Here is a 23671-nt window from a genome sequence, read left to right on the forward strand (position 1 = left end):
GAACCTTAAATCGCTTGAGGCTTCAATAACTCAGTGCGCGGTGAGGCGGGCGATCGCCTCGTCGACGGTCAGCTCCTCGCGCTCGCCCGTCCTGCGGTCCTTCAGCTCCAGGACGCCCTCGGCGGAACGGCGGCCCGCCACCAGGATCTTCGGTACGCCGATCAGCTCCGAGTCGGTGAACTTCACGCCCGGGGAGACCCCGGCGCGGTCGTCGACCAGGACGCGCAGGCCGGCCGCGCGCAGCTTCTCCGAGACGTCCAGGGCGAGTTCGGTCTGCAGGGCCTTGCCCGCGGCCACGACGTGCACGTCGGCCGGGGCGACCTCGGCGGGCCAGCACAGGCCCTTGTCGTCGGCGGTCTGCTCGGCGAGGGCGGCGACCGCGCGGGAGACGCCGATGCCGTAGGAGCCCATGGTCACGCGGACCGGCTTGCCGTGCTGGCCGAGGACGTCGAGCTTGAGGGCGTCGGCGTACTTGCGGCCGAGCTGGAAGATGTGGCCGATCTCGATGGCGCGGTCCAGCTTGAGGCCGGTGCCGCACTTGGGGCAGGGGTCGCCCTCCTGGACGACCACGACGTCGACGTACGTGTCGACCTCGAAGTCACGGCCCGCCACGACGTTCTTCGCGTGCGTGCCCTCCTTGTTGGCGCCCGTGATCCAGCTCGTGCCGGGGGCCACGCGGGGGTCGGCGATGTACGTGACCTTCTCGCCCAGGCCCTGCGGGCCGACGTAGCCGCGCACCAGGTCGGGACGGCCGGTGAAGTCCTCCGCCGTCACCAACTCGACTGCGGCGGGGGCGAAATGGGCCTCGACCTTGCCGAGGTCGACCTCGCGGTCGCCGGGGACGCCCACGGCCACGATCTCGCCGTCGACCTTCACGAGCAGGTTCTTCAGGGTGGCGGAGGCCTCGACGCCGAGGTGGGCGGCGAGGGTCTCGATGGTGGGGGTGTCGGGGGTCGGGATCTCTTCGAGCGCGGGCACGCCGGTGGCGTCCACGGGCTTCAACTCGTACGTGATCGCTTCGGTGTTGGCCGCGAAGTCGCAGTTCGGGCAGTCCGCGAAGGTGTCCTCGCCGGCCTCGGCGGGGGCGAGGAACTCCTCCGACTTGGAGCCGCCCATCGCGCCCGCGGTGGCGGCGCAGATGCGGTAGTCGAGGCCGAGGCGCGTGAACACCTTCTGGTAGGCCTCGCGGTGCAGGGCGTAGGAGTGGGCGAGGCCCTCGTCCTCCGTGTCGAAGGAGTACGAGTCCTTCATCAGGAACTCGCGGCCGCGGAGGATGCCGGCGCGGGGGCGGGCCTCGTCGCGGTACTTGTGCTGGATCTGGTAGAGGATGACCGGCAGGTCCTTGTACGAGGACGCCTGGTCCTTCACGATCAGCGTGAAGATCTCCTCGTGGGTCGGGCCGAGGAGGTAGTCGCCGCCCTTGCGGTCCTGGAGGCGGAACAGCTCGGGGCCGTACTCCTCCCAGCGCCCGGTCGCCTCGTACGGCTCGCGGGGCAGGATCGCGGGGAGCAGCACCTCCTGGGCGCCGATCGCGTCCATCTCCTCACGCACGATCCGCTCGACGTTCGCGAGCACCTTCTTGCCCAGGGGCAGCCACGACCAGATCCCGGCGGCGGTACGCCGGACATATCCGGCCCGCACGAGCAGCTTGTGACTGAGGACCTCGGCGTCCGCCGGGTCGTCGCGCAGCGTCTTCGCCATCAACTGGGACATGCGCTGGACCGGTGCGTTCGCCATGGTTCCTGTACTCCTGCCGGGAAAGGGTGATGGCTAGGAGGTTAGCCGGGCGTGCTGCGCCGGTGGAAATCGGTTAACCGCGGCGAAGCGGGAGGGGGGCGCCCATGACCGCGTACGGCTTCGGGGCGCTCGGGAACAGGACCTGGCGGGCGAGGTCCTCGTAGCCGAGGGAGCGGTAGAGGCCGCGGGCCGGGCTGTCGGTGTCGATCGCGGAGAGGATCGAGCGGGGTTCGGTGGCGGTGTCCGTGATGGTGGTGATCAGGGAACGGCCTGCGCCGCGGTTCTGGTAGTGCGGGTGGACGTGCAGCTCGGTGATCACGAAGGAGTGGTCGAGCCAGTCGTCGTGGTCGCGGGCGCGGAGATACGGCTCTACGACGGTGGACCACCAGTGGGTGCGGCTGTTGGGCATGCCGTAGACGAAGCCGACGAGACGGCCCTCGGTGGTGGCGCCGAGGGCGCGGGCTCCGGGGTAGGTCATGTGGCGCAGGACGATCTGGCGTCTTACCGCCACCTCGTCCGGGCCCAGGCCGAACGCGAGGGCCTGCACGGCGAGGGCTTCGTCCACGTGGGCCGAGAGGTCCAGGGGGCCGATCACGACGTCTTGGGGGTGGCGGTGACCGTGACCGGGAAATCGCATGTGGGGAGAGTACAGGGGGGTGACGGTTGTCGTTCGAGCGCCGGTCGTATGTGAGTGGTCGCGCCCAGGCGGCGGAGCCGCACATGTCACAGGCTCGCGCCCCTGAAAGACCTTCAGAACAGGACACTCATGAAGGCGCCGACTTCCTGGAAGCCCACCCTCAAGTACGCCCTTCTCGCCGGGGTGTTGAAGTCGTTCACGTAGAGGCTGACCACCGGGGCCACGTCCGCCAGCGCGTAACGCAGTACCGCCGCCATCGCGGGGGCCGCCACGCCTCTCCCCCGGTACTCGGGGGCCACCCACACACCCTGGATCTGGCAGGCCTGCGAGGTCGCGGCGCCGATCTCCGCCTTGAAGACGACCTTGCCCTGCTCGTCGAGACGCGCGAACGAGCGCCCCGCGCCCACGAGTTCGGCCACGCGGGCCTGGTAGAGGAGGCCTCCGTCGCCGGCCAGGGGGGAGACGCCGACCTCCTCGGTGAACATCGCCACGCACGCCGGCATGATCGTGTCCATCTCGTCCTTGCGGATACGACGGACGTACGGGTCGGCGGCGATGTCGGTGGGCATGCGGTCGGCGACCATGAGGGGCTGGCGGGCGCGGACCTCGCGGGCGGGGCCCCAGCTGGGTTCGAGGAGGCGCCAGAGCTGGGCGGTCGGTTCGGCCGGGCCGACGATCGAGGAGCAGCGGCGGCCTGCCCTGCGGGCGCGGTCGGCGAAGGCGCGGACGGCTCTGGGGGTCGCGCAGATCGGGACGAGGTTGGCGCCCGCGTAGCAGAGGGACGTCAGCATGCCGTCCTCGTACCAGCCCCACATCTCGCCGCCGAGCCGCCAGGGGTCGAGGCCGGCGACCTGTACCCGCGAGGTGACGAAGGCGTTCGTGACCGGCTCGCGGTCGAGCACGGCGAGCGCGGCGTCCAGGTCGCTCGGTTCGAGCACCCGAGAGGTGGTCTGGGTCAACACGTGCGGGGCCTCACCCTAAGGTCTGCTGATCTCCGCACTGTACCTGCGGAAGCTGAGCGGTGCCGCGTTGTGTGCCGTTCGCTTGTAAGCGGGGCTGGGTTCAGTGACCGCCTCCGGGGGCTGCCGCCCCCGGACCCCCCGCTGTCGGCCTGAACGGCCTCGTCCTCAAACGCCGGACGGGCTGGGGGGTGGGGGCCTGGACTGGGAGGTGGCGGGAGCTCCGCGAGCTGGGGTGCCCGGCGACCCGTGAACCGTGCGACCTCGTAGGGAGCCCTGAGCCCTGAGCTCTCGACGAGCAAAGCTCAAGGCCCCGACAAGTGCAGCCCCAAGACCTTTCAGCGCCGCAGCAGACCTTCAGCCTGCGCACGTCCTCTCAGCCTTGGTCAGACCTCAGAGGCCCTCAACCCGCCACAGAAACCGAAGGCTCCCCGGAAGCGATTCCGTCCGCCTCCATCTGCTCGGCGATCTTCATCGCCTCCTCGATGAGGGTCTCCACGATCTTCGACTCGGGGACCGTCTTGATGACCTCACCCTTGACGAAGATCTGGCCCTTGCCGTTGCCGGAGGCGACGCCGAGGTCGGCTTCGCGGGCCTCGCCGGGGCCGTTCACCACGCAGCCCATGACGGCTACGCGGAGGGGGACCTCCATGCCCTCGAGGCCTGCCGTGACTTCCTCGGCGAGCTTGTAGACGTCGACCTGGGCGCGGCCGCAGGAGGGGCAGGAGACGATCTCCAGGCGGCGGGGCTTGAGGTTCAGGGACTCCAGGATCTGGTTGCCGACCTTGACCTCCTCGACCGGCGGCGCGGAGAGGGAGACGCGGATCGTGTCGCCGATGCCCTGCGAGAGGAGGGCGCCGAAGGCCACGGCCGACTTGATCGTGCCCTGGAAGGCCGGGCCCGCCTCGGTGACGCCGAGGTGGAGCGGGTAGTCGCACTGGGCGGCGAGCTGGCGGTACGCCTCGACCATGATCACCGGGTCGTTGTGCTTGACCGAGATCTTGATGTCCCGGAAGTCGTGCTCCTCGAAGAGCGACGCCTCCCAGAGGGCGGACTCGGCGAGCGCCTCGGGGGTCGCCTTGCCGTACTTCTTCAGCAGTCGCGCGTCCAGCGAGCCCGCGTTCACACCGATGCGGATCGGCGTGCCGTGGTCCTTCGCGGCGCGCGCGATCTCCTTGACCTTGTCGTCGAACTGCTTGATGTTGCCGGGGTTCACACGAACCGCCGCACACCCGGCCTCGATGGCGGCGAAGACGTACTTCGGCTGGAAGTGGATGTCGGCGATCACCGGGATCTGCGACTTGCGGGCGATCGTCGCGAGCGCGTCGGCGTCGTCCTGCGTCGGGCAGGCCACGCGGACGATCTGGCAGCCGGACGCGGTCAGCTCGGCGATCTGCTGGAGCGTCGCGCCGATGTCCGACGTACGGGTGGTCGTCATGGACTGCACCGACACCGGCGCGTCGCCGCCGACCGCCACGGTGCCGACCTGGATCTGCCGGCTCTTGCGACGCTCGGCAAGCCGGGTCGGAACGGACGGAATGCCGAGAGAAATCGCAGTCATCTGCTGTGCAACCCCAAGTCGTGGATCAAGGCCCCGGTCCCGAATCAGCGGGCTCCAGGCTTCGAGATTACGTCAACCGCAGGGGCCCGAGCACTCCCCCACCTCTAATCCACTCGGCGGGGGGACTCCCATCGCCCGTAAACCCACTCAATGGAGAGCGCCCCGGCACAGAAGGTGCCGGGGCGCTACGAACTGCGGATGACTAGGAGATTTTCACCGGGTTAACCACGTCCGCCACCAACACCAACAAGGTGAAGCAGACGAAGATCCCCGCCACCACATACGCCACCGGCATCAGCTTCGCCACATCGAACGGGCCCGGGTCCGGCCGCTTGAGCACCTTCGCCAGGTTCCGCCGCAGCGCCTCCCACAGCGCGCCCGCGACATGCCCGCCGTCGAGCGGGAGCAGCGGGAGCATGTTGAAGAGGAAGAGGGAGAGGTTGAAGCCCGCGACCAGCATCAGGGCCATGGCCAGCTGCTGGGTCGGCGGGATGTCGAGCGTGAAGATCTCGCCGCCGACGCGGGCCGCGCCGACCACACCCATCGGGGAGTCGGCCTGGCGGGGGGCGCCGTCGAAGGCCGCGTTCCACAGGGCCGGGATCTTGCCGGGGAGGGCCGCGATGGAGTCGACGGCCTCGCCCATGCGGTCTCCCATCCAGGTGACCGAGTCGCCGAAGTCCTGGCGGACGATGCCGGTGGCCGCGCTGAAGCCGAGGAAGCCGGCGGTGACGTACTGCCCCTGGACGATCTGGCCGCTGGAGTCCTTCTTGGCGACCTGGTTCGACGCGATCTTCGCGTTGAGGGTCAGGGACTGGCCCTTGCGCTCCACGACGATCGGGACCGTCTTGCCGGGGGTGGCGCGGATCAGGTCGGAGAGCTTGTTCCAGTCCGTGGTCCTGACGCCGTTGAAGCTGACGATCTTGTCGCCGGCCTTCAGGCCCGCTGCCGCCGCCGGGGACGCCGGGTCGGACTTCTTGCAGGTGTCGCGGTTCTGGCTCTGCGCGATGACGCATTCGGAGACGGAGCTGACCGTGTTGGTCTGCTGCGAGATGCCGAAGCCCATCAGGACGGTGAGGAAGAGCGCGATGGCGAGGATGAGGTTCATGAAGGGGCCCGCGAACATCACGATGACCCGTTTCCAGGGCTTGCGTGTGTAGAACAGGCGGGACTCGTCGCCGGGCTCGAGCTCCTCGAAGGCGGCCGAGCGGGCGTCCTCGATCATGCTGCGCCAGGGCGAGGTGGAGCGGGACTCTATCCTGCCGTCCGGTCCTGGCGGGAACATGCCGATCATGCGGATGTAGCCGCCGAACGGGATGGCCTTGAAGCCGTACTCGGTGTCGCCCTTGCGCTTGGACCAGATGGTCGGGCCGAAGCCGACCATGTACTGGGGCACCCGGATGCCGAAGAGCTTCGCGGTGGAGAGATGCCCCAGCTCGTGCCAGGCGATCGAGACCAGCAGGCCGACCGCGAAGACGACTATGCCGAGGATCATCATCAGGGCTGTCATGCACGCGCCTCCGCGTTCGCCGTGGTCGTCTGCGCTGTCAGTTCGCGGGCCCGGGCGCGTGCCCAGGTCTCCGCTTCGAGGACGTCCGACACGGTCAGTGAAGTTCCCGTGGCCGGCGTCCCGTGTTCCTCGACCACCCGTGTCACCGTCTCCATGATTCCGTTGAACGGCAGCGCGCCCGCGCGGAACGCCTCCACGCACTCCTCGTTGGCCGCATTGAACACCGCCGGGGCCGTGCCCGCGAGCTGTCCCACATGGCGGGCCAGGCCGACCGACGGGAACGCGTCGGTGTCGAGCGGGAAGAACTCCCACGTCGACGCCTTGCTCCAGTCGAACGCGGGCGCCGCGTCCGGGACCCGCTCGGGCCAGCCGAGCCCGATGGCGATCGGCCCGCGCATGTCGGGGGGCGTCGCCTGGGCGAGTGTCGAACCGTCCGTGAATTCCACCATCGAGTGGACATACGACTGCGGGTGTACGACCACCTCAATGCGATCGAAGGGAATGTCGTACAGCAGGTGCGCCTCGATCACTTCGAGACCCTTGTTCACCAGGGTCGCGGAGTTGATCGTGATCACGGGTCCCATCGCCCAGGTGGGGTGCGCGAGCGCCTCTTCCACGGTGACTCGCGCCAGGTCCGCCTTGGTACGGCCGCGGAAGGGGCCGCCGGACGCGGTGACGACGAGCTTGCGCACATCGGCGCGGGTGCCGGCCGCGAGGGCCTGGAAGAGCGCCGCGTGCTCGGAGTCCACCGGGATGATCTGGCCGGGCTTGGCGAGCGCCTTCACCAGCGGGCCGCCGACGATGAGCGACTCCTTGTTGGCGAGCGCGAGGACGCGTCCCGCCTCCAGGGCGGCGAGGGTGGGCGCGAGGCCGATGGATCCGGTGATGCCGTTCAGCACGGTGTGGCAGTCGGAGGCGGCGAGCTGGGTGGCCGCGTCGGGTCCGGCCAGGATCTCGGGGAGCGGCTCCCCCGCGCCGTACTGCGCGGCGAGCGCTTCGCGCAGTGCCGGTACGGCGTCCTCGCGGGCGACCCCCACCGTCCGCACCCTGAGCCGGTACGCCTGCTCGGCGAGGAGGCCGACCCGGCCGCCGTTCGCGGAGAGGGCGGTGACCTTGAAGCGGTCCGGGTTGCGCAGCACCAGGTCGATGGCCTGCGTGCCGATGGACCCGGTGGACCCGAGGATCACCAGGGCCTTGGGACCGTCGCCCACGACGGGGTCGTAGACGAGATGTGGGTCGGCGAGGGGTGCTGGACTGTCGCTCATCCCTCCATTGTTGCCGCAACGGGTGGCCTGGTGGACAGCGGTTCCCTCGGGCGGGTGGCTTATCGGCTCTCGTCGGTGATTGAAGGGAAATCCCCCTTTGTGAATACGGCGTGAAGGTCGTGTGATAACACTTCAGTCCTGCGCCGGTGATCTGCCGGTGCGTGGACGACATCCTGGGGGGATTCTCCATGCGGAAACGCGCTGCCCTGCCCGCGCTCGCGGGCGCCGTGATCTTCACCGGCACCCTGCTGAGCACTCCGGCCGAGGCCGCCGGCGGGGTCACGATCTACCACGTCTGGTTCGACAGCCCGGGCTCGGACAACCGGTCGAACACGAGCCTGAACGGCGAGTGGGTGCAGCTCAAGAACACCAGCCGGTCGGCGATCTCCCTCAAGGGCTATGTCCTGAAGGACGTCTCGAACCACCGGTACGTCTTCAAGAACATCAAGATCGGCGCCGGCAAGTACATCAAGGTGCACACCGGCAAGGGCACGGACACCGCGTCGAACACGTACCAGGGCCGTGCCGCCTACGTCTGGAACAACACCAGCGACACGGCGACGCTGACGAAGTCCAACGGCAGCAAGGTCGACACCTGTTCGTGGACGACACGGAATCCGAGCGACAAGTACTGCTGAACCGGCGCTAGTCGACGCGGCGGTGCAGGTTGTCCGCCTTGGACGGGCCCGGGGTCGTGTCGGCGATCCAGGGTCCGTCTCCCGACGGGTCGACGATGCCCTGCTCCAGCCACTCGTAGGCGCCGCCCATGACGCCCTTGACGACCTTGTGGTCGATGGCGTCGGTGTTGGTCCACAGCCGGCCGAAGAGTTCCTCGACGCGGATGCGGGACTGTTCGCAGAAGGCGTCGGCGAGTTGGTAGGCCTCGCGGCCGTGATCGCCCTGGGTGCGCAGGAGTTCGGCCCGCACGCAGGCCGCACTCATCGCGAAGAGCTCGGCGCCGATGTCGACGATCCGGCCCAGGAAGCCCTGCTTGGTCTCCATGCGGCCCTGCCAGCGGGACATGGCGTAGAAGGTCGAGCGGGCCAGCTTGCGGGCGTTGCGCTCGACGTAGCGAAGGTGCCGGGAGAGGTCGACGCCGTGGCGGAACTCGCCGTAGGTGCCCGGGAGTTGGCCGCTGCCCGCGACCAGTTTCGGGAGCCACTTGGCGTAGAAGACGCCTGCGCCCGCGCCCGCTTTCGCCTTGTCCTGAAGGGACTTGTCGGGGTCGATCAGGTCGCCGGCGACCTTGAGGTGGGCGTCGACGGCCTCGCGGGCGATGAGGAGGTGCATGATCTCGGTCGAGCCCTCGAAGATGCGGTTGATCCGGAGGTCGCGCAGGACCTGTTCGGCGGGGACCGCCTTCTCGCCGCGGGCCGCGAGGGACTCGGCCGTCTCGAAGCCCCGGCCGCCGCGGATCTGGACGAGTTCGTCGGCCATCAGCCAGCCCATCTCGGACGCGAAGAGCTTGGCGAGCGCGCCCTCGATGCGGATGTCGTTGCGGTCCTCGTCGGCCATCTGCGAGGACAGGTCGAGTACGGCCTCCAGGGCGAAGGTCGTCGCCGCGATGAAGGAGATCTTCGCGCCCACGGCCTCGTGCTCGGCGATCGGCCTGCCCCACTGCTCACGCGCCGCCGACCACTCGCGGGCGATCTTCAGGCACCACTTGCCGGCCGCGACACAGGACGCGGGCAGCGAGAGGCGGCCGGTGTTGAGGGTGGTGAGGGCGATCTTGAGGCCCGCGCCCTCGGGGCCGATGCGGTTCGCGGCCGGGACCCTGACCTGGTGGAAGCGGGTGACGCCGTTCTCGATGCCGCGCAGGCCCATGAAAGCGTTGCGGTTCTCCACGGTGATGCCGGGCGAGTCGGTCTCGACGACGAACGCCGTGATGCCGCCCTTGCCCTCCGCGGACTTCGGCACCCGGGCCATCACGACCAGGAGGTCGGCGATCACGCCGTTGGTGGTCCAGAGCTTCACCCCGTCGAGGACGTACGCGTCCCCGTCCCGCACCGCGCTGGTCGCGAGCCGCGCCGGGTCGGAGCCGACGTCCGGTTCGGTGAGCAGGAAGGCGCTGATGTCGGTGCGGGCGCAGCGGGGCAGGAACTCCGCCTTCTGCTCGTCCGTGCCGAACAGCTTCAGCGGCTGCGGTACGCCGATCGACTGGTGCGCGGAGAGCAGCACGCCGACCGCGGGGCAGGCGGAGCCCGCGAGCGCGAGCGCCTTGTTGTAGTACACCTGGGTGAGGCCGAGGCCGCCGTACTTGGTGTCGATCTTCATGCCGAGGGCGCCGAGCTCCTTGAGGCCGGCGATGACCTCGTCGGGGATGCGCGCCTCGCGTTCGATGCGGGCCGCGTCGATCCGCGTCTCGCAGAAGACGCGCAGCTTCGCGAGGAACTCCTCGCCGCGCCGGGAGTCCTCGGCGGCCGGGAGGGGGTGGGGGTGGATCAGGTCGAGCCGGAAGCGGCCGAGGAACAGTTCCTTGGCGAAGCTGGGCTTGCGCCAGTCCTGTTCCCGGGCCGCCTCCGCCACCTGCCGGGCCTCTCGCTCGGTGACGGAGGGTTTGCTGGACGGAGCGGACATCAGGCTCACCTCGCCGCGAATCGGGCCCTCGGACCATGCTGGTTACCGACGGGTGCTACCCGATCGTATGTACCCGATCCGCCGCGAAGCAGCCACCCTTCGCGCGTCCGTTCAGCCGATGTCGACGGAGTACGCCTTTGTGTCAAGGCACCCCGAGCCCGTGAAGACCTCGATGCCGGACTCGATGCCGGAGCGGCGCCGAGCACCGTCGCCTTCTTCGAGAGGCGGGGTCCGCGGTGTTGCGTCGGGGGTCCTTCCGGGGGACGGTTCGTCTACGACCTCTCCGTGGCCGCGGACCGGCCCGGAGGTTGCCTCCCCCGCCCGGAGAACCTCGTGGAGCCCGGTGCTTCCAGAAAGTGTCGAAGCGCTTCGACAACCTATGGACACCCACACCACCTGAAGCTAATGTCGAACCACCCTCACTCGCCCTTGTCAGCAACGCGCACTGTCGAAGCGCTTCACAAAGCTTGGAGAGCTGGATGGTCACCCTCGCCGAGGTCGCCCAGCACGCCGGAGTCTCGGCGAGCACGGTGAGCTATGTCCTCAGCGGCAAGCGGTCCATCTCCGGAGCCACCCGGCAGCGGGTCGAGCAGAGCATCCGCGAGCTGGGCTACCACCCGAACGCGGGCGCCCGCGCCCTCGCCAGCAGCCGTTCCAACATCATCGCGCTGATGGTGCCGCTGCGCACCGACATGTACGTGCCGGTGATGATGGAGATCGCCATCGCCGTGGCGACCACCGCCCGCCTGCACGGCTACGACGTCCTGCTGCTCACCGGCGAGGAGGGTCCCGACGCGGTGCGCCGGGTCACCGGCAGCGGCCTCGCCGACGCGATGATCCTGATGGACGTCGAACTCGACGACGAGCGGCTGCCGTTGCTGCGCGGCACCGACCAGCCCTCCGTGCTCATCGGCCTCCCCGCCGACACCACCGGACTGACCTGCGTCGACCTCGACTTCGGGGCGACCGGGGCGCTGTGTGTCGAACACCTCGCCAAGCTCGGCCACCACGACATCGCTGTCATCGGCGAGGCCCCCGCGGTCTACGAGCGGCACACCGGCTTCGCCGAGCGCACCCTCGACGGACTCCGGTCCCGGGCACGGGAGTTGGGTCTGCGGGTGCTGCACCGGCCGTGCGAGGGCGGGTACGACGCGATGTCGCTGACCCTGGCCCGGGTCTTCGACGAGCGCCCCGGCACCACGGGCTTCGTCGTGCAGAACGAGTCGGCGGTCGAGCCGCTGCTCGCGCTGCTGCGTCAGCAGGGCCGGGCCGTGCCGGAGGACGTGTCGGTGGTCGCGGTCTGCCCCGACCAGGTCGCCACCCAGGCCTCGGTGCGGCTGACGTCCGTCGCCATCCCCGCCCAGGAGATGGGCCGTTACGCCGTGGAGCATCTGGTGGCCAAGCTGGACGGCCGCGGCAGCGACGAAGTCGTGCTGATCGCACCCGAGTTGACGGTGCGGGCGAGCACGGGACCGGCACCGTCGGCTGCTTGACCAGCCACGCTCCACGTGATTGTGCGGTTACCCCCTGTTCTGCTTTCCTCCAGGAGCACTCCTCGTGAATCAGCATGCCGAAATCCAGTCCGAGGTCAGTCTCGCGCAGTCCTCCCCCACCGTCGGAACGTTCCGCGAGCGGGACGGCGCGCTGGAGTGGAGCGGCCGTCAGGAGACCCTGCGGATCGAACCGTGGGGGCCGGACGCGGTCCGGGTCAGGGCCCGGCTCGGCGGCCCGCTGCTCGACGGACTGCCGGGCGCGCTGCTGGACGAGGCACCGCCCACCGAGGCGAGCGTCAAGATCGAGGACGGTCAAGGCACGCTGACCGTCGGCGAGTTGACGGTCGAGGTCGACGCCGAGGGCCTGGTCCGCTTCCTGCGCACCGCCGACTCCAGCGAGCTCCTCGCCGAGGCCCGCGCCCACTTCTGGTGGCCCGGCTCGCGCCTCTACACGGCGGTCGGCAACGGACATCACCGATTGGAGCAGCGCTTCGCCGCGTACGAGGACGAGAAGCTGTACGGCCTCGGGCAGCACCAGCACGGGAAGCTGGACCAGAAGGGCCTGGTCCTCGACCTGGTCCAGCGCAACGCCGAGGTCGGCATACCGGTGCTCGTCTCCAGCCGCGGCTACACCCTGCTGTGGAACAACCCGGCGATCGGCCGCGTGGAGCTGGCCGGCAACGGCACGCGCTGGGTGGCGGATTCGGCCCGGCAGCTGGACTACTGGATCACCGCGGGCGATCCGGCCGACGGCCAGCGCCGCTACAGCGCGGTGACGGGCCGTACGCCGATGCTCCCCGCGTGGGCGGCGGGCTTCTGGCAGTGCAAGCTGCGCTACCGCACGCAGGCCGAACTCCTCGCCGTGGCACGGGAGTACAAGCGCCGTGAACTCCCCCTCTCCGCGATCGTCTGCGACTTCTTCCACTGGACGCACCTCGGCGACTGGAAGTTCGACCCGGCGGAGTGGCCCGACCCGGCGGCCATGGTCCGCGAACTCGACGAACTGGGCGTCAAGTTGGTGGTGAGCGTCTGGCCCTCCGTCTCCCCCCTCAGCGAGAACCACGGCGTACTGGAACAGCGCGGCTACCTCATCGGCACCCAGTACGGCCCGATGGCCCACGCCGACTGGCCGGACAAGGGGGTCGCGTCGACGGTCCAGGTGGCCTTCTACGACGCCACCAATCCCGAGGCCCGTGACTTCCTGTGGTCGAAGATCCGCGACAACTACCTTGCCCCGTACGGCATCACGGCCTTCTGGCTGGACGCGTGCGAGCCCGAACTGAAGCCGGGTTTCCAGGAGAACCTGCGCTACTGGGCGGGCCCGGGCCTTGAGGTCGGCAACATGTACCCGGCCGAGAACTCCCGTGCGTTCGCGGAGGGGTTGCGCGCCGAGGGCGTCGGTGACGACGGGATCATCACCCTCAACCGCTCGGCGTGGGCGGGCAGTCAGCGCCACGGCGCCGCACTCTGGTCCGGTGACATCGGCACCGACTTCCCGACCCTGCGCCGCCAGCTCGCGGCGGGCCTCAACACCGCGCTGTCGGGCATCCCTTGGTGGAACACCGACATCGGCGGCTTCCACGGCGGGGACCCGGACGACCCGGCGTACCAGGAGGTCATGGTCCGCTGGTTCCAGTTCGGCGCGCTGTCCCCGCTGATGCGCCTGCACGGCTTCCGCGACCCGGGCATGCCGCTGGGTCCCGACATGACCGGCGGCCCCAACGAGGTCTGGTCGTACGGCGATCGGGCCCTGCCGATCCTGGAGAAGTACCTGCGGCTGCGCGAACGCCTGCGGCCGTACGTCCTGGACGTGATGCGCGCCGCGCACGAGGAGGGACTGCCGGTGATGCGCCCGCTGTTCCTGGAGTTCCCCGAGGACGCGGCGGCCTGGTCGGTCGACGACGCGTATCTCTTCGGTCCGGACCTGCTGGTCGCGCCGGTGCTGACAGCCGGCGCCACGGTCCGTACGGCGTACCTCCCGGCGGGCGCGTGGTGGACGGACGCGTGGACGGGCGAGACGTACGAGGGCGGTACGGCGGTCACGGTGGACGCCCCGCTGGACCGCATCCCGCTGTTCCTGCGGGACGGGGCGGCGCTGCCCGTGGCGGAGTAGGGGTCGGGGCGCCCGGTGGGGGCGGGCGCCCGTGACGCTTCCGTTGCGCGGAACTGTGGCTTCCGTCACAGCCGTATCGATCTTGTTCTGCTGGACTCCTCCGATGGTGTTACGCAAGCTCGCCCTCGCGGCGGGCCTCGCCGCGTTCGCCCTGTACCTCTGGGGCCTGCTGCACGTCCTGGGCGCCCTCATCCAGGCCGAGGACGGTGGCGCCAACTCCTCGCCGATACTGCCCTGTCGTACGACCAACGGGGAGGAGGGCGGGCCGGTGGACCCCAGAGCCCTCGACGTCGTGGACTACTCGGTGGACTTCGTCCCGCTCAGGTTCGTCTGCGAGCAGACGGGCGGGGGCAGCTACGCCACCGACACCGTCCCCGGGTACGTCAATCCGGCGGTGTTCGGTCTCACGCTGGCCGCGCTCGGCGGCTGGGTCGCCACGCTCGTCGTGGCACCGCCCGGCCCTCGCGGAGTGCGGGGACCGGGCGGCTGACCGGACTGCGGGTGGGTCAACTACTGGTGACGCTCTCGCTGTTGGTGGTGAAGGCGAGCCCGCCGGACGAGGACGTGATCTCGAAGCCGAACTGCAGGTCCCCGATGGTCACGTTGCCGAACCAGCCCTTGGTGTCCTTGATCCACTTGAGAATCGGCAGGATGTCGATCGTCCCGGACGAGGAGTTGGAGCTGCGCACGAACGAGAACACGTCGTTGGCACCGTTGTTGCCCTTGTAGACGGTCCAGGTGGAGCCGCCCAGCGTGAGGCTGCCCTGCGAGGTGCCGAGCGGACCGACCGCTCCGGTCTTGTTGACCCAGAGCATGATCTCGTAGGCGTAGTTGGTGTCCCAGATGTCGTACGACGTGTTGTACGCGCCGGACGACGGCACCGAGACGTTGTAGCTGCTCTTGAGCGAACCGAGCGAGGTGATCGACTTGCCGATCACCTTCTTGGCGTTCGGATAGGCCTTGATGCCACCGGTGTTGGGGTGGTTGGCGTTGACGCCCCAGTTGGTGCCGGAGTTGGCCCAGATGCACTGACTGCCGGCGCCGGAGCCCCAGATGTCGTTGTAGAGCGTGTAGCCGTTCAGGGTCGTGGAGCCCCACTGGTCGCAGGAGCTCCAGACGGCGGCGGACGCGGGGGCCGAGGCGAGCGCGACGGTGGCGCCGAGCGCGACGACGGGGGCGAGAACGGCCGTGAGTACCCGGCCCGGCTTGCGTGTTGCCATGGTGTCCCTTCCATGGGTGGGGGGAGATTGCGAGTGGCTACCGCGCCCCCAGGGTGAGGACGCGGTCTTCTCCGGCGACGAGGTCGAGCGGCTCCGTGCCGGCGGAAGTCCGGAGTTCGACGCGGTGGGTACGGGACGGCCGGATCAGCGCCGTGGCGGAGTGGGGCGTCCAGCGCAGCTCGACCTCCGCCCCGAACCTCGTGCGTACGCCGGTGAGTTGACCGTGCGGATACGCCGCGGGCAGCGCGGGCAGCAGCACCAGCCGGTCCGGGGTCGACTGCACGAGCGCCTCGACGAGCACACCGGGCAGGGTGTGCGCGGCGTCCGCGTTGTAGACGTCGCGGTTCGGGTAGTGCGCGCTCATCAGTGAGGCGTGGAAGAAGTCGCCGTCGAGCACCTGCCCGAGGGCGTGCGCGACCCGCTCGCCGTCCCGCAGCCGGGCGGCGACGAGCGCGTGATGCAGATGCCCGTGCGCGGAGTCGTTCTCGGCGCCCCGGAGGTGGAGCGCGCGGTGCGCGGCGTCGGCGAGCCGCGGGGTGTCGTACGGATTGATCTCGTCGAGCGGCCACACGCCGTAGAGGTGGCTGAGATGACGGTGGTCGTAGGTGTCGTCGAGGCCCGGCCAGGCCCATTCGGCCAGCGCGCCCTGGGAGTTGACCCGGTGCGGCGGCAGCCGGTCGGCGAGGGCACGCCACCGCAGGGCCTCCGGCGTACCCGGGTGGTACGCGGCAGCCGTTTCGAGCGCGTGCCGGGCGGCGGACAGGTCCATCGCCGCGTTGATCGCACCCCAACTGCCGTTCGCGGGCCGGTTCTCGGGCGAGTACGACGGGACGACGACGAGGCGGCCGTCGGCGGCGCCGGGTTCGGCGATGAGGAAGTCCTCGTAGAACAGGGCGACTTCGGCCAGCGCGGCGGCGGTACGCGGATCGCGGGCACCGCGCGTCTCGTCGTGGTCGACGAGCGGCTTGAGCAGCCAGTCGGCCCCGGCGGTCCAGAAGTGCAGCGGGTACTCCCGGCTGAAGTGGTACGACAGCCCGGACTCCCCGTCGGTGTGCGCGGGGGCGACGACACCCCGGGCCCCGAAGACGGCCCGGGCGTTCTCCCGCCAGTCACCGAGCTGGCGATGGATCAAGGACGCGAGGGCGTCGGTGACTTCGGGCAGGGCGGCGCTCGCGGCCGAGGCGGTCTGGAGGTTGAGGTTCGCGTCGTTGGTGAACGCCCCCGACCAGGCCGTGTCCCAGTCCCCGGTCCACAGCCCGGTGAGCCGGGGCGGACACAGACCGCTGGCGGAGAGGAGGTGATAACGCCCGGCGGCGAAGAGCCGTTCGAGCAGCGCCGCACTGCGGGTCCGCTTCAGCAACCCGCTTCCGGGCAGCGCCCGTTCGGCGTCATCGGCATGGAGGTCCAGGGCGACCCGGCCGTAGGCGGTCCGATGCAGGGCGAGATGCCGGTCGAGCAGGGCGTCGTAGTCGCAGACGTCCGACCGCTCGTCGGTCAACTCCCGCAGGGCCCGCGTCTCTTCCACGACGTCCAGCTCGCCGGTGTGGCGTCGCACCCGGGTGAGGAGCAGGACCTCGGTGGCACCGGCGATCCGGACTCCCGGCGGGGCGAGGCGTGTGGTGCCGCCGGTGACCACGGCCAGCGTGACGCCGGTGTACGCGCGGTCGCTGTCGGGGTAGCGCACGCGGAGGCTGAGCAGGGCGCCGTCGGGGGTGAGGAGGGTGCCGTGACCGACTCCCAACCCGGCTGGCGCACCGGAGAGTTGGTGGTCCAGGGCGAGGTCGAGGGTGAGGTCGGGGGCGGTGACGTGCTGGACGATGACGTCGTCGGCGCGGGAGACGAAGACGCGGCTGCGCCAGTCCGGACCGGAGGCGGCGGCCGTCACCTCGCCGGTGGTGAAGTCGACGGTGCGGCGGTAGTCGTGGGCCTCGGTGCCGGGCGGTCTGCGCAGCCGTAGCTGGAACGCCGGGTGGAAGGGCTGCACCCACTGGAGCGGACGGTCGTCCGTGAAACCCTCGGCGGCGGTGAGGTCACCGGCGAGCAACCGGGCCTGAAGTGCGGGGAGTTCGGCGGCCAGGCGCGGCGGCCGGGCGTGTTCGGCGCCGTTCGGGCGGACGAGGGTGTGGTGGGTGACGATGACACGGTCGTCGTTCGGATCACCGAACACGAGGACGCCGTGGTGGCCGTTGCCGCTGAGGAAGGCGTCCTCCCAGCGGGTGGCGGGGAGGGGCTCCCAGGTGGCGTGTACGGGTCCGGAGGCCGGCGGGTCGGCCGGTGCGTGTTCGCTGGTCATGGGCGCAACACTGCCGCACCGTAGCGGCCGAGGTTGATCTCGCCCTCGACGGTCGTGTCGGTGAGCAGGTCCCGGTGGGTGCCCGGGATATCGAGGGTGACTGGTTCGCGGCCGTGGTTGAGGAGGAAGAGGAGGTCTCCGCGCCGTACGGCCTCGACGCCCGGCGGAAGCCCGGCGAGCACCGGACGCACCCCCGCGTCGGTGGCGACACGGGCGAGCAGGTCCCGCAGCGCGTCCGGCTCGGGGAGCGTCGAGACGTACCAGGACCGGCCCCTGCGCAGGACCGCGGGCAGGCCGTCCAACTCCCCGCCCTTGTAGGGAATCACCTCGTCGACGCCGTCGTCCTCCGGCTCGATCTCCTCGGACCACAGCGTCCCCCGGAACCCCTCGCACTCCGCCGTCTCCCCCGCGTCCAGCGGCCACCACTCGTGCAGGGTGCGGATGCCGAAGAGCGCGCGGAGGCGGGGGTCCATGCCGCCGGGGCGTACGCGGTCGTCCTCGTCGGCGATGCCGGTGAGGAAGCCGGAGACCAGGGTGCCGCCGGCGCGGACGTACGCGAGGAGGTTGTCGATCGCGGTGTCCGTGAGGAGGTAGAGCTGCGGGACGACGACCAGCTTGTAGGCGGACAGGTCGTGTTCGGGGTGGGCGAGGTCGGTGGTGCGGTGGGACTCCCAGAGGGCGCGGTGCCAGGCCCGGAGGACGTCCGGGTGGTCGACCTCGGTGGAGAGGCGGCCGTCCTGCGAACCCGCCCACCAGGCGTTCCAGTCGTGCAGGATCGCGATGTCGGCGGCGATGCGAGTGCCCGTCACCTCGGCGCCGAACCGGGCGAGTTCGGCGCCGAGCCGCTTCACCTCCTGGAAGGTGCGGCCTTGCTCCCCCGCGTGGCTGAGCATGCCGGAGTGGAACTTCTCCGCGCCCTGGCGGGACTGGCGCCACTGGAAGTAGCAGACGGCGTCGGCGCCGCGGGCCACGGCCTGGAGGGACCAGAGGCGGTTGAGGCCGCGCGGCTTGGGGTGGTTCACGCCGCGCCAGTTGACGGGTCCGGCGGCCTGTTCCATGAGCATCCAGGGGCCGCCGTGCGCCTGGGAGCGGGTCAAATCCTGGACGAGGGCGGCGCTTTGGGCGCCGAGCGGGTCGCGCGGGTCGGGATAGAGGTCGACCGAGACTACGTCCTCCTCCTCGGACCAGCGCCAGCCGTCCTGGCCCACCCACAGCGGCATGAAGTTGGTGGTGACCGGGAGGTGCGGGGTGTGGCGGCGGACGATGTCGCGCTCGGCGACGCAGCACTCCAGGAGCATGTCGGAGGTGAAGCGCCGGAAGTCGAGCACGTGGGCGGGGTTGTTGAGGTAGTGGGCGTGACGCGGGGGCAGGACGCCGTCCCAGGTGTCGTAGCCCTGGCTCCAAAACGCCGTGCCCCAGGCTGAGTTGAGGGCGTCGAGCGTGCCGTACTTCGCGCGCAGCCAGCGGCGGAAGGCGACGGCGGCTTCGTCGCCGTAGTCGAAGGTGCAGTACTCGTTGTTGATGTGCCACATCGTGAGCGCGGGGTGGCTGCCGTAACGGGCGGCCAGGGCCTCGGTGATGGCGGCGGCGTGGTGGCGGTAGACGGCGCTGGAGTGCGAGAAGTGCTGGCGTCCGCCCCACCATTCGATCCGGCCGTCGGCGTCGCGGGGCAGGGTCTCCGGGTGGAGGCGGCCGAGCCACGGGGGCGGTGAGGAGGTGGGGGTGGCGAGGACGACGCCGATGCCGTTGTCGTGCATCAGGTCCATCAGCCGGTCGAGCCAGCCGAACTCCCGTGCTCCTGGCTCGGGTTCGAGTCGGGCCCAGGAGAAGACGCCGAGGGTGACGGAGTTGACGCCGGCGTCCTTCATCAGCCGGACGTCCTCGTGCCAGGTCTTCTCGGGCCACTGTTCGGGGTTGTAGTCGCCGCCGAAGAGGATGCGCCCGCGCGTCGCGTCGCCGAGGTGAGGCATCAGAGCTGCTCCCCGTACTGGATGCCGCGCCCGTTGGTGGCGAGGTAGACGCGCCCGTGGACGCGCGGGTCACCGACGATCGCCTGGCCGGTCCAACCCCACTGGTGCTGATCGTCGTTGATGCGCACCCAGGTCTTCGCCTCGTCGTCGGAGCGGTAGACGGCGGTGATGGTCTCGGTGGAGCCGACCTGATAGATCGCGGGGTAGTCGGCGCCGGGCGCGGCCTTGCCGAAGCCGAGCGTGTAGGAGGCCCGGCAACTGGCCACCTTCGAGAAGCTGACGCCCCCGTCGACGGACCGGTAGAGCCCGTTCCCCTTGACGCTCAGCCACAGGTCACCGGACCGCCCGGGCGCCGCGACCAACTGGAACTGGCTGTCGCCCGAGGGCAGTCCACCCGCACGCTGCACGAACGAACGGCCACGGTCGGTGCTGGCGTACAGCGTTCCCGTGTCGGTGTCGTAGGCGTAGAAGAGCGTCGGGTCGGCCGGGTCGGCGACCGGCGTGGCGCCCTTCGGGAAGGAGGGGACCTCGGTCCAGGTCGCGCCGTTGTCCGCCGAGCGGTGAGCCGGGTACTTCGTGCCGTCCCAGTGCACGAAGGACCACAGCAGCGTGCCGCCGTCGGCGCCGGTGGCGATCGGCCCCGGTGAGTCCCCGGCGATGTCGGGCTGGGCGGCGAAGGGCGCCCAGCTCCGCCCGCCGTCGCGGGAGTACGCACCGTTGCCGCTGTCGCCGAAGCCCGTGCGGACCACGTACGACGGCCTGCCCGCGGCCTGCGCGATCCCGGTCGCCGACCCGAACACGGGGTTCGTCGCCATGCCGCGCGACGGAGACGCCGTGAGCCGCTCGTGGTACATCACGCCGATGTCCCGGGAGGCGCTGATCAGGTGCGCCTCCCCGGCCGGGGGCGAGATCAACTGGATCACGGACGTCTCCTCCAGGCCACGGACCTGGGGCGCCCAGTGGGTGAGGTCGCGGGTGCCGTAGAGCGTGGCGCCGGTGCCGTAGACGACGTGCTTCGAGTCGTACGGGTCGACGGCCACCGCCTGGATCCACCAGCCGAACTTCGGCTCATCCGCGCCCCACGTGAGGAAGGGAGTCTCGGACACGTCGAAGACGGCGGCGTCCTTGAGGGACGTCCAGGTACGGCCGCCGTCGGTGGTCCGGTACAGGGTGTCGACGGCCGCCCAGCGGTTGTTGGTGGAGACGACGACGGTGCCGGCGCGACGGGCGTCGACGGCGACCCCGCCGTACCCGAAGGTGTCGGCGGACCCGTCGGGCGTGGTCCCACCCGGCTTCACCGGCGTGACCTCACTCCAAGTCCCCTTGACCACGGCCAACTTGTGCACACTGCCGGTGGACTGTCCGTTGGGCCCGGGCGCGTCGGCGTACGTCACGTACAGCTCGCGGGCACGCGCGTCGTAGGCGGCCCGGATTGGGACCTTGGCTGAGGTGCCGGTGGGCTGCGCGGGGACGGGCGTCCAGGTGGTGCCGTCGGTGGTCCGGTAGAGGCTGACGGCGCCCGCGCTCCCGTCGCCGTCACCCCACCCCGCGTAGACGGCCCGCCCGACGGCGACGAGGAAGGTGACGCCCTGGCCGGAGTCACCGGCGGTCGCCGGGAAACCGGTCGCTGCTGCCCAAGTGGCGCCCCGGTCGGTCGACTTGAGCAGCCCGTCGTGCCGGGTGCCGAGCCACAGGGTGTCACTGTCCCGGGGATCGACGAGCAGCCTCTCCCCCGCACCCCGGCCGTCCTCGTTGCCGCCGAGCTTCACGGTGAGGTCGGTACGGGTCCAGGTCGTGCCCCGGTCCTCGGAGCGGAGTACGGCACCATTGCCCGCCCAGGACTGGGCATAGGTGCCGACGGCGAGGTACAGCCGGTCCGGGTGCACGGGGTCGACGGCGATGGCCTCGACCCCGAGCAGGTTCCAGTCGTCCCAGCCGAGTTGGTCGGTGAGGGGTGTCCAGCGGGCGGCGCGGTCGTCCCAGCGGTAGGCGCCGCCGATGTCGGTACGGGCGTAGGCGAGCCCACGGACGGAGGGGTGGAAGAGGATGCCGGTGACGAATCCAGTCCCACCGATGACGGCGTTGCGCCAGCGATAGGCCGGGGCTTCCGCTGCTTGCACCCTGGTGGTGAGAAGCGGCACGGATGTGAGCGCGGCGGCAACGGAAACCCCGGCAAGAACGGAACGCCGACTCGGTCGGGACGCCTCCATGACACATACCTCGCTGTATGAGACGGGATGCGGATACCTACTCAGGGGCGCGGGGCTGTATTGGTTTTCGGCTCCGCCGCGTGGGCGCGACCAGCCCCCACGCGCCCGCAGACAAAAGAAAACGGATTCAGCCCTTCACGGCTCCGGTGAGCATCCCCTTCTTGAAATGCCGCTGCACGAACGGGGAAAGCACGGCCACCGGCAACAACGCCATCACCATGACCGCCATCTGCACGGCGAGCCCGGACAACTCCCCCGTCTTGATCGCCTGGCCGAGCCCCACCGGAGCCTCCTGCTTCTGCACCAGCTGAATCATGACGTTCTGCAACGGCATCATGTCCTGGTCGTTCAAATACAGCGACGCATTGAACCAGGCACTCCAATACCCCACGGCATAGAACAATGTGATGACAGCCAGCACCGCCCGCGACAACGGCATGACGATCACCCACAGAATCCGGAAGTCACCGGCGCCGTCGATCCGCGCACTGTCGATGAGTTCCTGCGAGATCCCCATGAAGAACCCGCGCAGCACAAGGATGTTGAACACGCTGAGCGCACTCGGCAGGATCAACGCGAGATAGCTGTCGGTCAGGCCGAGCGACTGGACGAGCAGATATGTCGGAATGAGCCCGGCGCTGAAGAACATGGTCGCCAGCAGCAGCATCAGGATCCACCGGTGCCCGAGCGACCCGATCCGCGAGAGCCCGTACGCGCAGAGGACGGACACCGCCATGGAGAACGCCGTGCCGACGACGGTGATGAGGACGCTGATGATCGCCGCGCGGGTGACCTGGCCGCCGCTGAGGAGTTCTCGGTAGGCGACGAACGTGATGCCCTTGGGCACCATGACGAGCCCGCCGGCCTGGTCGATGGTCTTGCGGGAGGAGAGGCTGGTGACGAGGACGATCCAGAGCGGGAAGAGGATGGCGAGACAGGCGAGCGTGAGGACGAGCCCCTTGCCCGCGAGACCTACCCTGCCGGGTTCCTCCTCCCAGGTGGGCCGGGGCGGCGCGGCCCAACGTCCGGGCGGCCGTGCGGACTTGGCGGACTCGGAGTGCTCGACGGGTTGGTCGATGACGGCGGTCACTTCTTGTACACCCCCTGCTCGCCCATGAGGTGGGCCACTTTGTTCGCGGCGAGGACCAGCCCGAGGCTGATCACGCCCTTGACGAGTCCGGCGGCGGCCGCGTAGCCGAAGTCCTGGTTGCGGACGCCGTTCCACCAGACGAAGGTGTCGAGGACCTCCGCCGCTCCCGGCCCCACGGCGTCGCGTTGGAGCAGGATCTGCTCGAAGCCGACGGTGAGCGCGTCGCCCACCCGCAGGACCAGCAGCAGCGCGATGACCGGTCGTAGCGCGGGCAGGGTGACGTGCCACATGCGGCGCCAGCGCCCCGCGCCGTCCATCGCTGCGGCCTCGTACAGATCGGGGCTGACGGAGGACAGTGCGGCGAGGAAGACGATGATCCCCCAGCCCGCGTCCTTCCACACGCTCTGCGCGGTGATGAGGAACTTGAACGTGTTCGGGTCGGTCATGACGTCGAGGCCGTCGAAGCCGTGTTGCCGCAGGAGTTGCGAGAACAGGCCCGCCCCGCCCAGGAGTTGCTGGAAGACGGCGATGACCAGCACCCAGGAGAAGAAGTGCGGGAGGTAGAGGATCGCCTGGGAGAGCGCCCGGACCCGGGGCCTGACCACGCTGTTGATGAGCAGCGCGAGGAGGATCGGGATCGGGAAGAACAGGATGAGCTGGAGGAAGAACAGGACGAGCGTGTTCTGTACGGCGCTCCAGAACGCGGAGTCCGCGAAGATCTGCTGGAAGTTCTCCAGGCCGACCCAGGGGCTGTGCAGCATCGAGACGATGCCGTTGTCGCTGACGTAGGGGTCGTAGTCCTCGAAGGCGACGATGTTGCCGAGGATCGGCAGGTAGTTGAAGACCAGGATGAGCAGGACGGCCGGCAGGGTCATCAGGAGCAGGACGCGGTCGCGTCTGAACCTGAGCCGCCAACTCACCTTCGCCTGGGGGCGGTTGCGTCGCGGACCGGTGGCGCCGCCGGACGCCACCGGGGTCGTTCCCGTCGTGTCGGCCTCGGTCCTGCTCCGAGGCACCGTGCTGTGGGACACGGCCGTTC

17 protein-coding genes are annotated in these 23671 nt (G+C 69.9%); 4 read left to right on the forward strand and 13 right to left on the reverse strand.

Annotated elements, in window-relative coordinates:
* Window positions 1–30: 30 nt before the first annotated feature.
* The 6 genes from OHT77_RS12635 to dxr all read right to left on the reverse strand — a co-directional run bounded on the left by OHT77_RS12635 (window position 31) and on the right by dxr (window position 7666).
* Window positions 31–1737, reverse strand: coding sequence for a proline--tRNA ligase (locus OHT77_RS12635; protein WP_328828399.1), 1707 nt, complete (start codon window positions 1735–1737; stop codon window positions 31–33).
* A gap of 73 nt (window positions 1738–1810) precedes the next feature.
* Complete coding sequence (locus tag OHT77_RS12640) at window positions 1811–2374, reverse strand: GNAT family N-acetyltransferase (RefSeq protein ID WP_328828402.1); 564 nt, start codon at window positions 2372–2374, stop codon at window positions 1811–1813.
* A gap of 113 nt (window positions 2375–2487) precedes the next feature.
* Complete coding sequence (locus OHT77_RS12645) at window positions 2488–3336, reverse strand: GNAT family N-acetyltransferase (RefSeq protein WP_328828403.1); 849 nt, start codon at window positions 3334–3336, stop codon at window positions 2488–2490.
* A gap of 400 nt (window positions 3337–3736) precedes the next feature.
* Window positions 3737–4894, reverse strand: coding sequence for a flavodoxin-dependent (E)-4-hydroxy-3-methylbut-2-enyl-diphosphate synthase (gene ispG / locus OHT77_RS12650; protein WP_328828405.1), 1158 nt, complete (start codon window positions 4892–4894; stop codon window positions 3737–3739).
* A 202-nt stretch (window positions 4895–5096) separates the two neighbouring features.
* On the reverse strand, window positions 5097–6389 hold the full coding sequence (locus OHT77_RS12655) for a M50 family metallopeptidase (protein WP_328834225.1): 1293 nt from the start codon (window positions 6387–6389) through the stop codon (window positions 5097–5099).
* 8 nt (window positions 6390–6397) lie between these two features.
* On the reverse strand, window positions 6398–7666 hold the full coding sequence (gene dxr / locus OHT77_RS12660) for a 1-deoxy-D-xylulose-5-phosphate reductoisomerase (RefSeq protein ID WP_328828406.1): 1269 nt from the start codon (window positions 7664–7666) through the stop codon (window positions 6398–6400).
* 188 nt (window positions 7667–7854) lie between these two features.
* Between dxr and OHT77_RS12665 the strand changes: the two genes are divergently transcribed.
* Window positions 7855–8304 (forward strand): lamin tail domain-containing protein, encoded by a 450-nt coding sequence (locus OHT77_RS12665; RefSeq protein WP_328828407.1) that lies wholly within the window; start codon window positions 7855–7857, stop codon window positions 8302–8304.
* Window positions 8305–8311: 7 nt separating this feature from the next.
* On the opposite strand, the gene OHT77_RS12670 is transcribed toward OHT77_RS12665, so the two are convergent.
* On the reverse strand, window positions 8312–10243 hold the full coding sequence (locus tag OHT77_RS12670; protein ID WP_328828409.1) for an acyl-CoA dehydrogenase family protein: 1932 nt from the start codon (window positions 10241–10243) through the stop codon (window positions 8312–8314).
* A 479-nt stretch (window positions 10244–10722) separates the two neighbouring features.
* Here OHT77_RS12670 and OHT77_RS12675 point away from each other — a divergent pair, with 479 nt between their 5' ends.
* The 3 genes from OHT77_RS12675 (at window position 10723) to OHT77_RS12685 (ending at window position 14339) form a co-directional block, all read left to right on the forward strand.
* A complete protein-coding gene (locus OHT77_RS12675) occupies window positions 10723–11736 on the forward strand; it encodes a LacI family DNA-binding transcriptional regulator (protein ID WP_328828410.1) in 1014 nt (337 codons plus the stop codon).
* 64 nt (window positions 11737–11800) lie between these two features.
* Window positions 11801–13849, forward strand: a complete 2049-nt coding sequence (locus tag OHT77_RS12680; RefSeq protein ID WP_328828412.1) for a glycoside hydrolase family 31 protein — start codon at window positions 11801–11803, stop codon at window positions 13847–13849.
* A 103-nt stretch (window positions 13850–13952) separates the two neighbouring features.
* The gene (locus OHT77_RS12685; RefSeq protein ID WP_328828414.1) at window positions 13953–14339 is read left to right on the forward strand and encodes a hypothetical protein; all 387 of its coding nucleotides are present in this window, start codon (window positions 13953–13955) and stop codon (window positions 14337–14339) included.
* A gap of 16 nt (window positions 14340–14355) precedes the next feature.
* Here OHT77_RS12685 and OHT77_RS12690 read toward each other — a convergent pair whose 3' ends face one another.
* From OHT77_RS12690 to OHT77_RS12715, 6 genes are all read right to left on the reverse strand, one after another.
* Window positions 14356–15069, reverse strand: a complete 714-nt coding sequence (locus tag OHT77_RS12690) for a glycoside hydrolase family 12 protein (protein WP_328828415.1) — start codon at window positions 15067–15069, stop codon at window positions 14356–14358.
* A gap of 37 nt (window positions 15070–15106) precedes the next feature.
* Window positions 15107–17362, reverse strand: a complete 2256-nt coding sequence (locus OHT77_RS12695) for a glycosyl hydrolase family 95 catalytic domain-containing protein (protein ID WP_328828416.1) — start codon at window positions 17360–17362, stop codon at window positions 15107–15109.
* Window positions 17359–19332, reverse strand: coding sequence for a beta-galactosidase (locus OHT77_RS12700; protein WP_328828417.1), 1974 nt, complete (start codon window positions 19330–19332; stop codon window positions 17359–17361). Before OHT77_RS12700 ends, OHT77_RS12695 begins: the two co-directional genes overlap by 4 nt.
* Complete coding sequence (locus OHT77_RS12705) at window positions 19332–21542, reverse strand: 1,4-beta-glucanase (RefSeq protein ID WP_328828418.1); 2211 nt, start codon at window positions 21540–21542, stop codon at window positions 19332–19334. Before OHT77_RS12705 ends, OHT77_RS12700 begins: the two co-directional genes overlap by 1 nt.
* Window positions 21543–21669: 127 nt before the next feature.
* Window positions 21670–22632 carry a carbohydrate ABC transporter permease gene (locus OHT77_RS12710; protein WP_328828419.1) on the reverse strand — a complete coding sequence of 321 codons (963 nt, stop codon included), beginning with the start codon at window positions 22630–22632 and terminating at the stop codon, window positions 21670–21672.
* Window positions 22629–23663, reverse strand: coding sequence for an ABC transporter permease (locus OHT77_RS12715; RefSeq protein WP_328828420.1), 1035 nt, complete (start codon window positions 23661–23663; stop codon window positions 22629–22631). The genes OHT77_RS12710 and OHT77_RS12715 overlap by 4 nt, the downstream gene beginning before the upstream one ends.
* Between the last annotated feature and the right edge of the window lie 8 nt (window positions 23664–23671).

Origin of the sequence: Streptomyces sp. NBC_00252, from assembly GCF_036187565.1 — a bacterium.
Classification (GTDB): domain Bacteria; phylum Actinomycetota; class Actinomycetes; order Streptomycetales; family Streptomycetaceae; genus Streptomyces.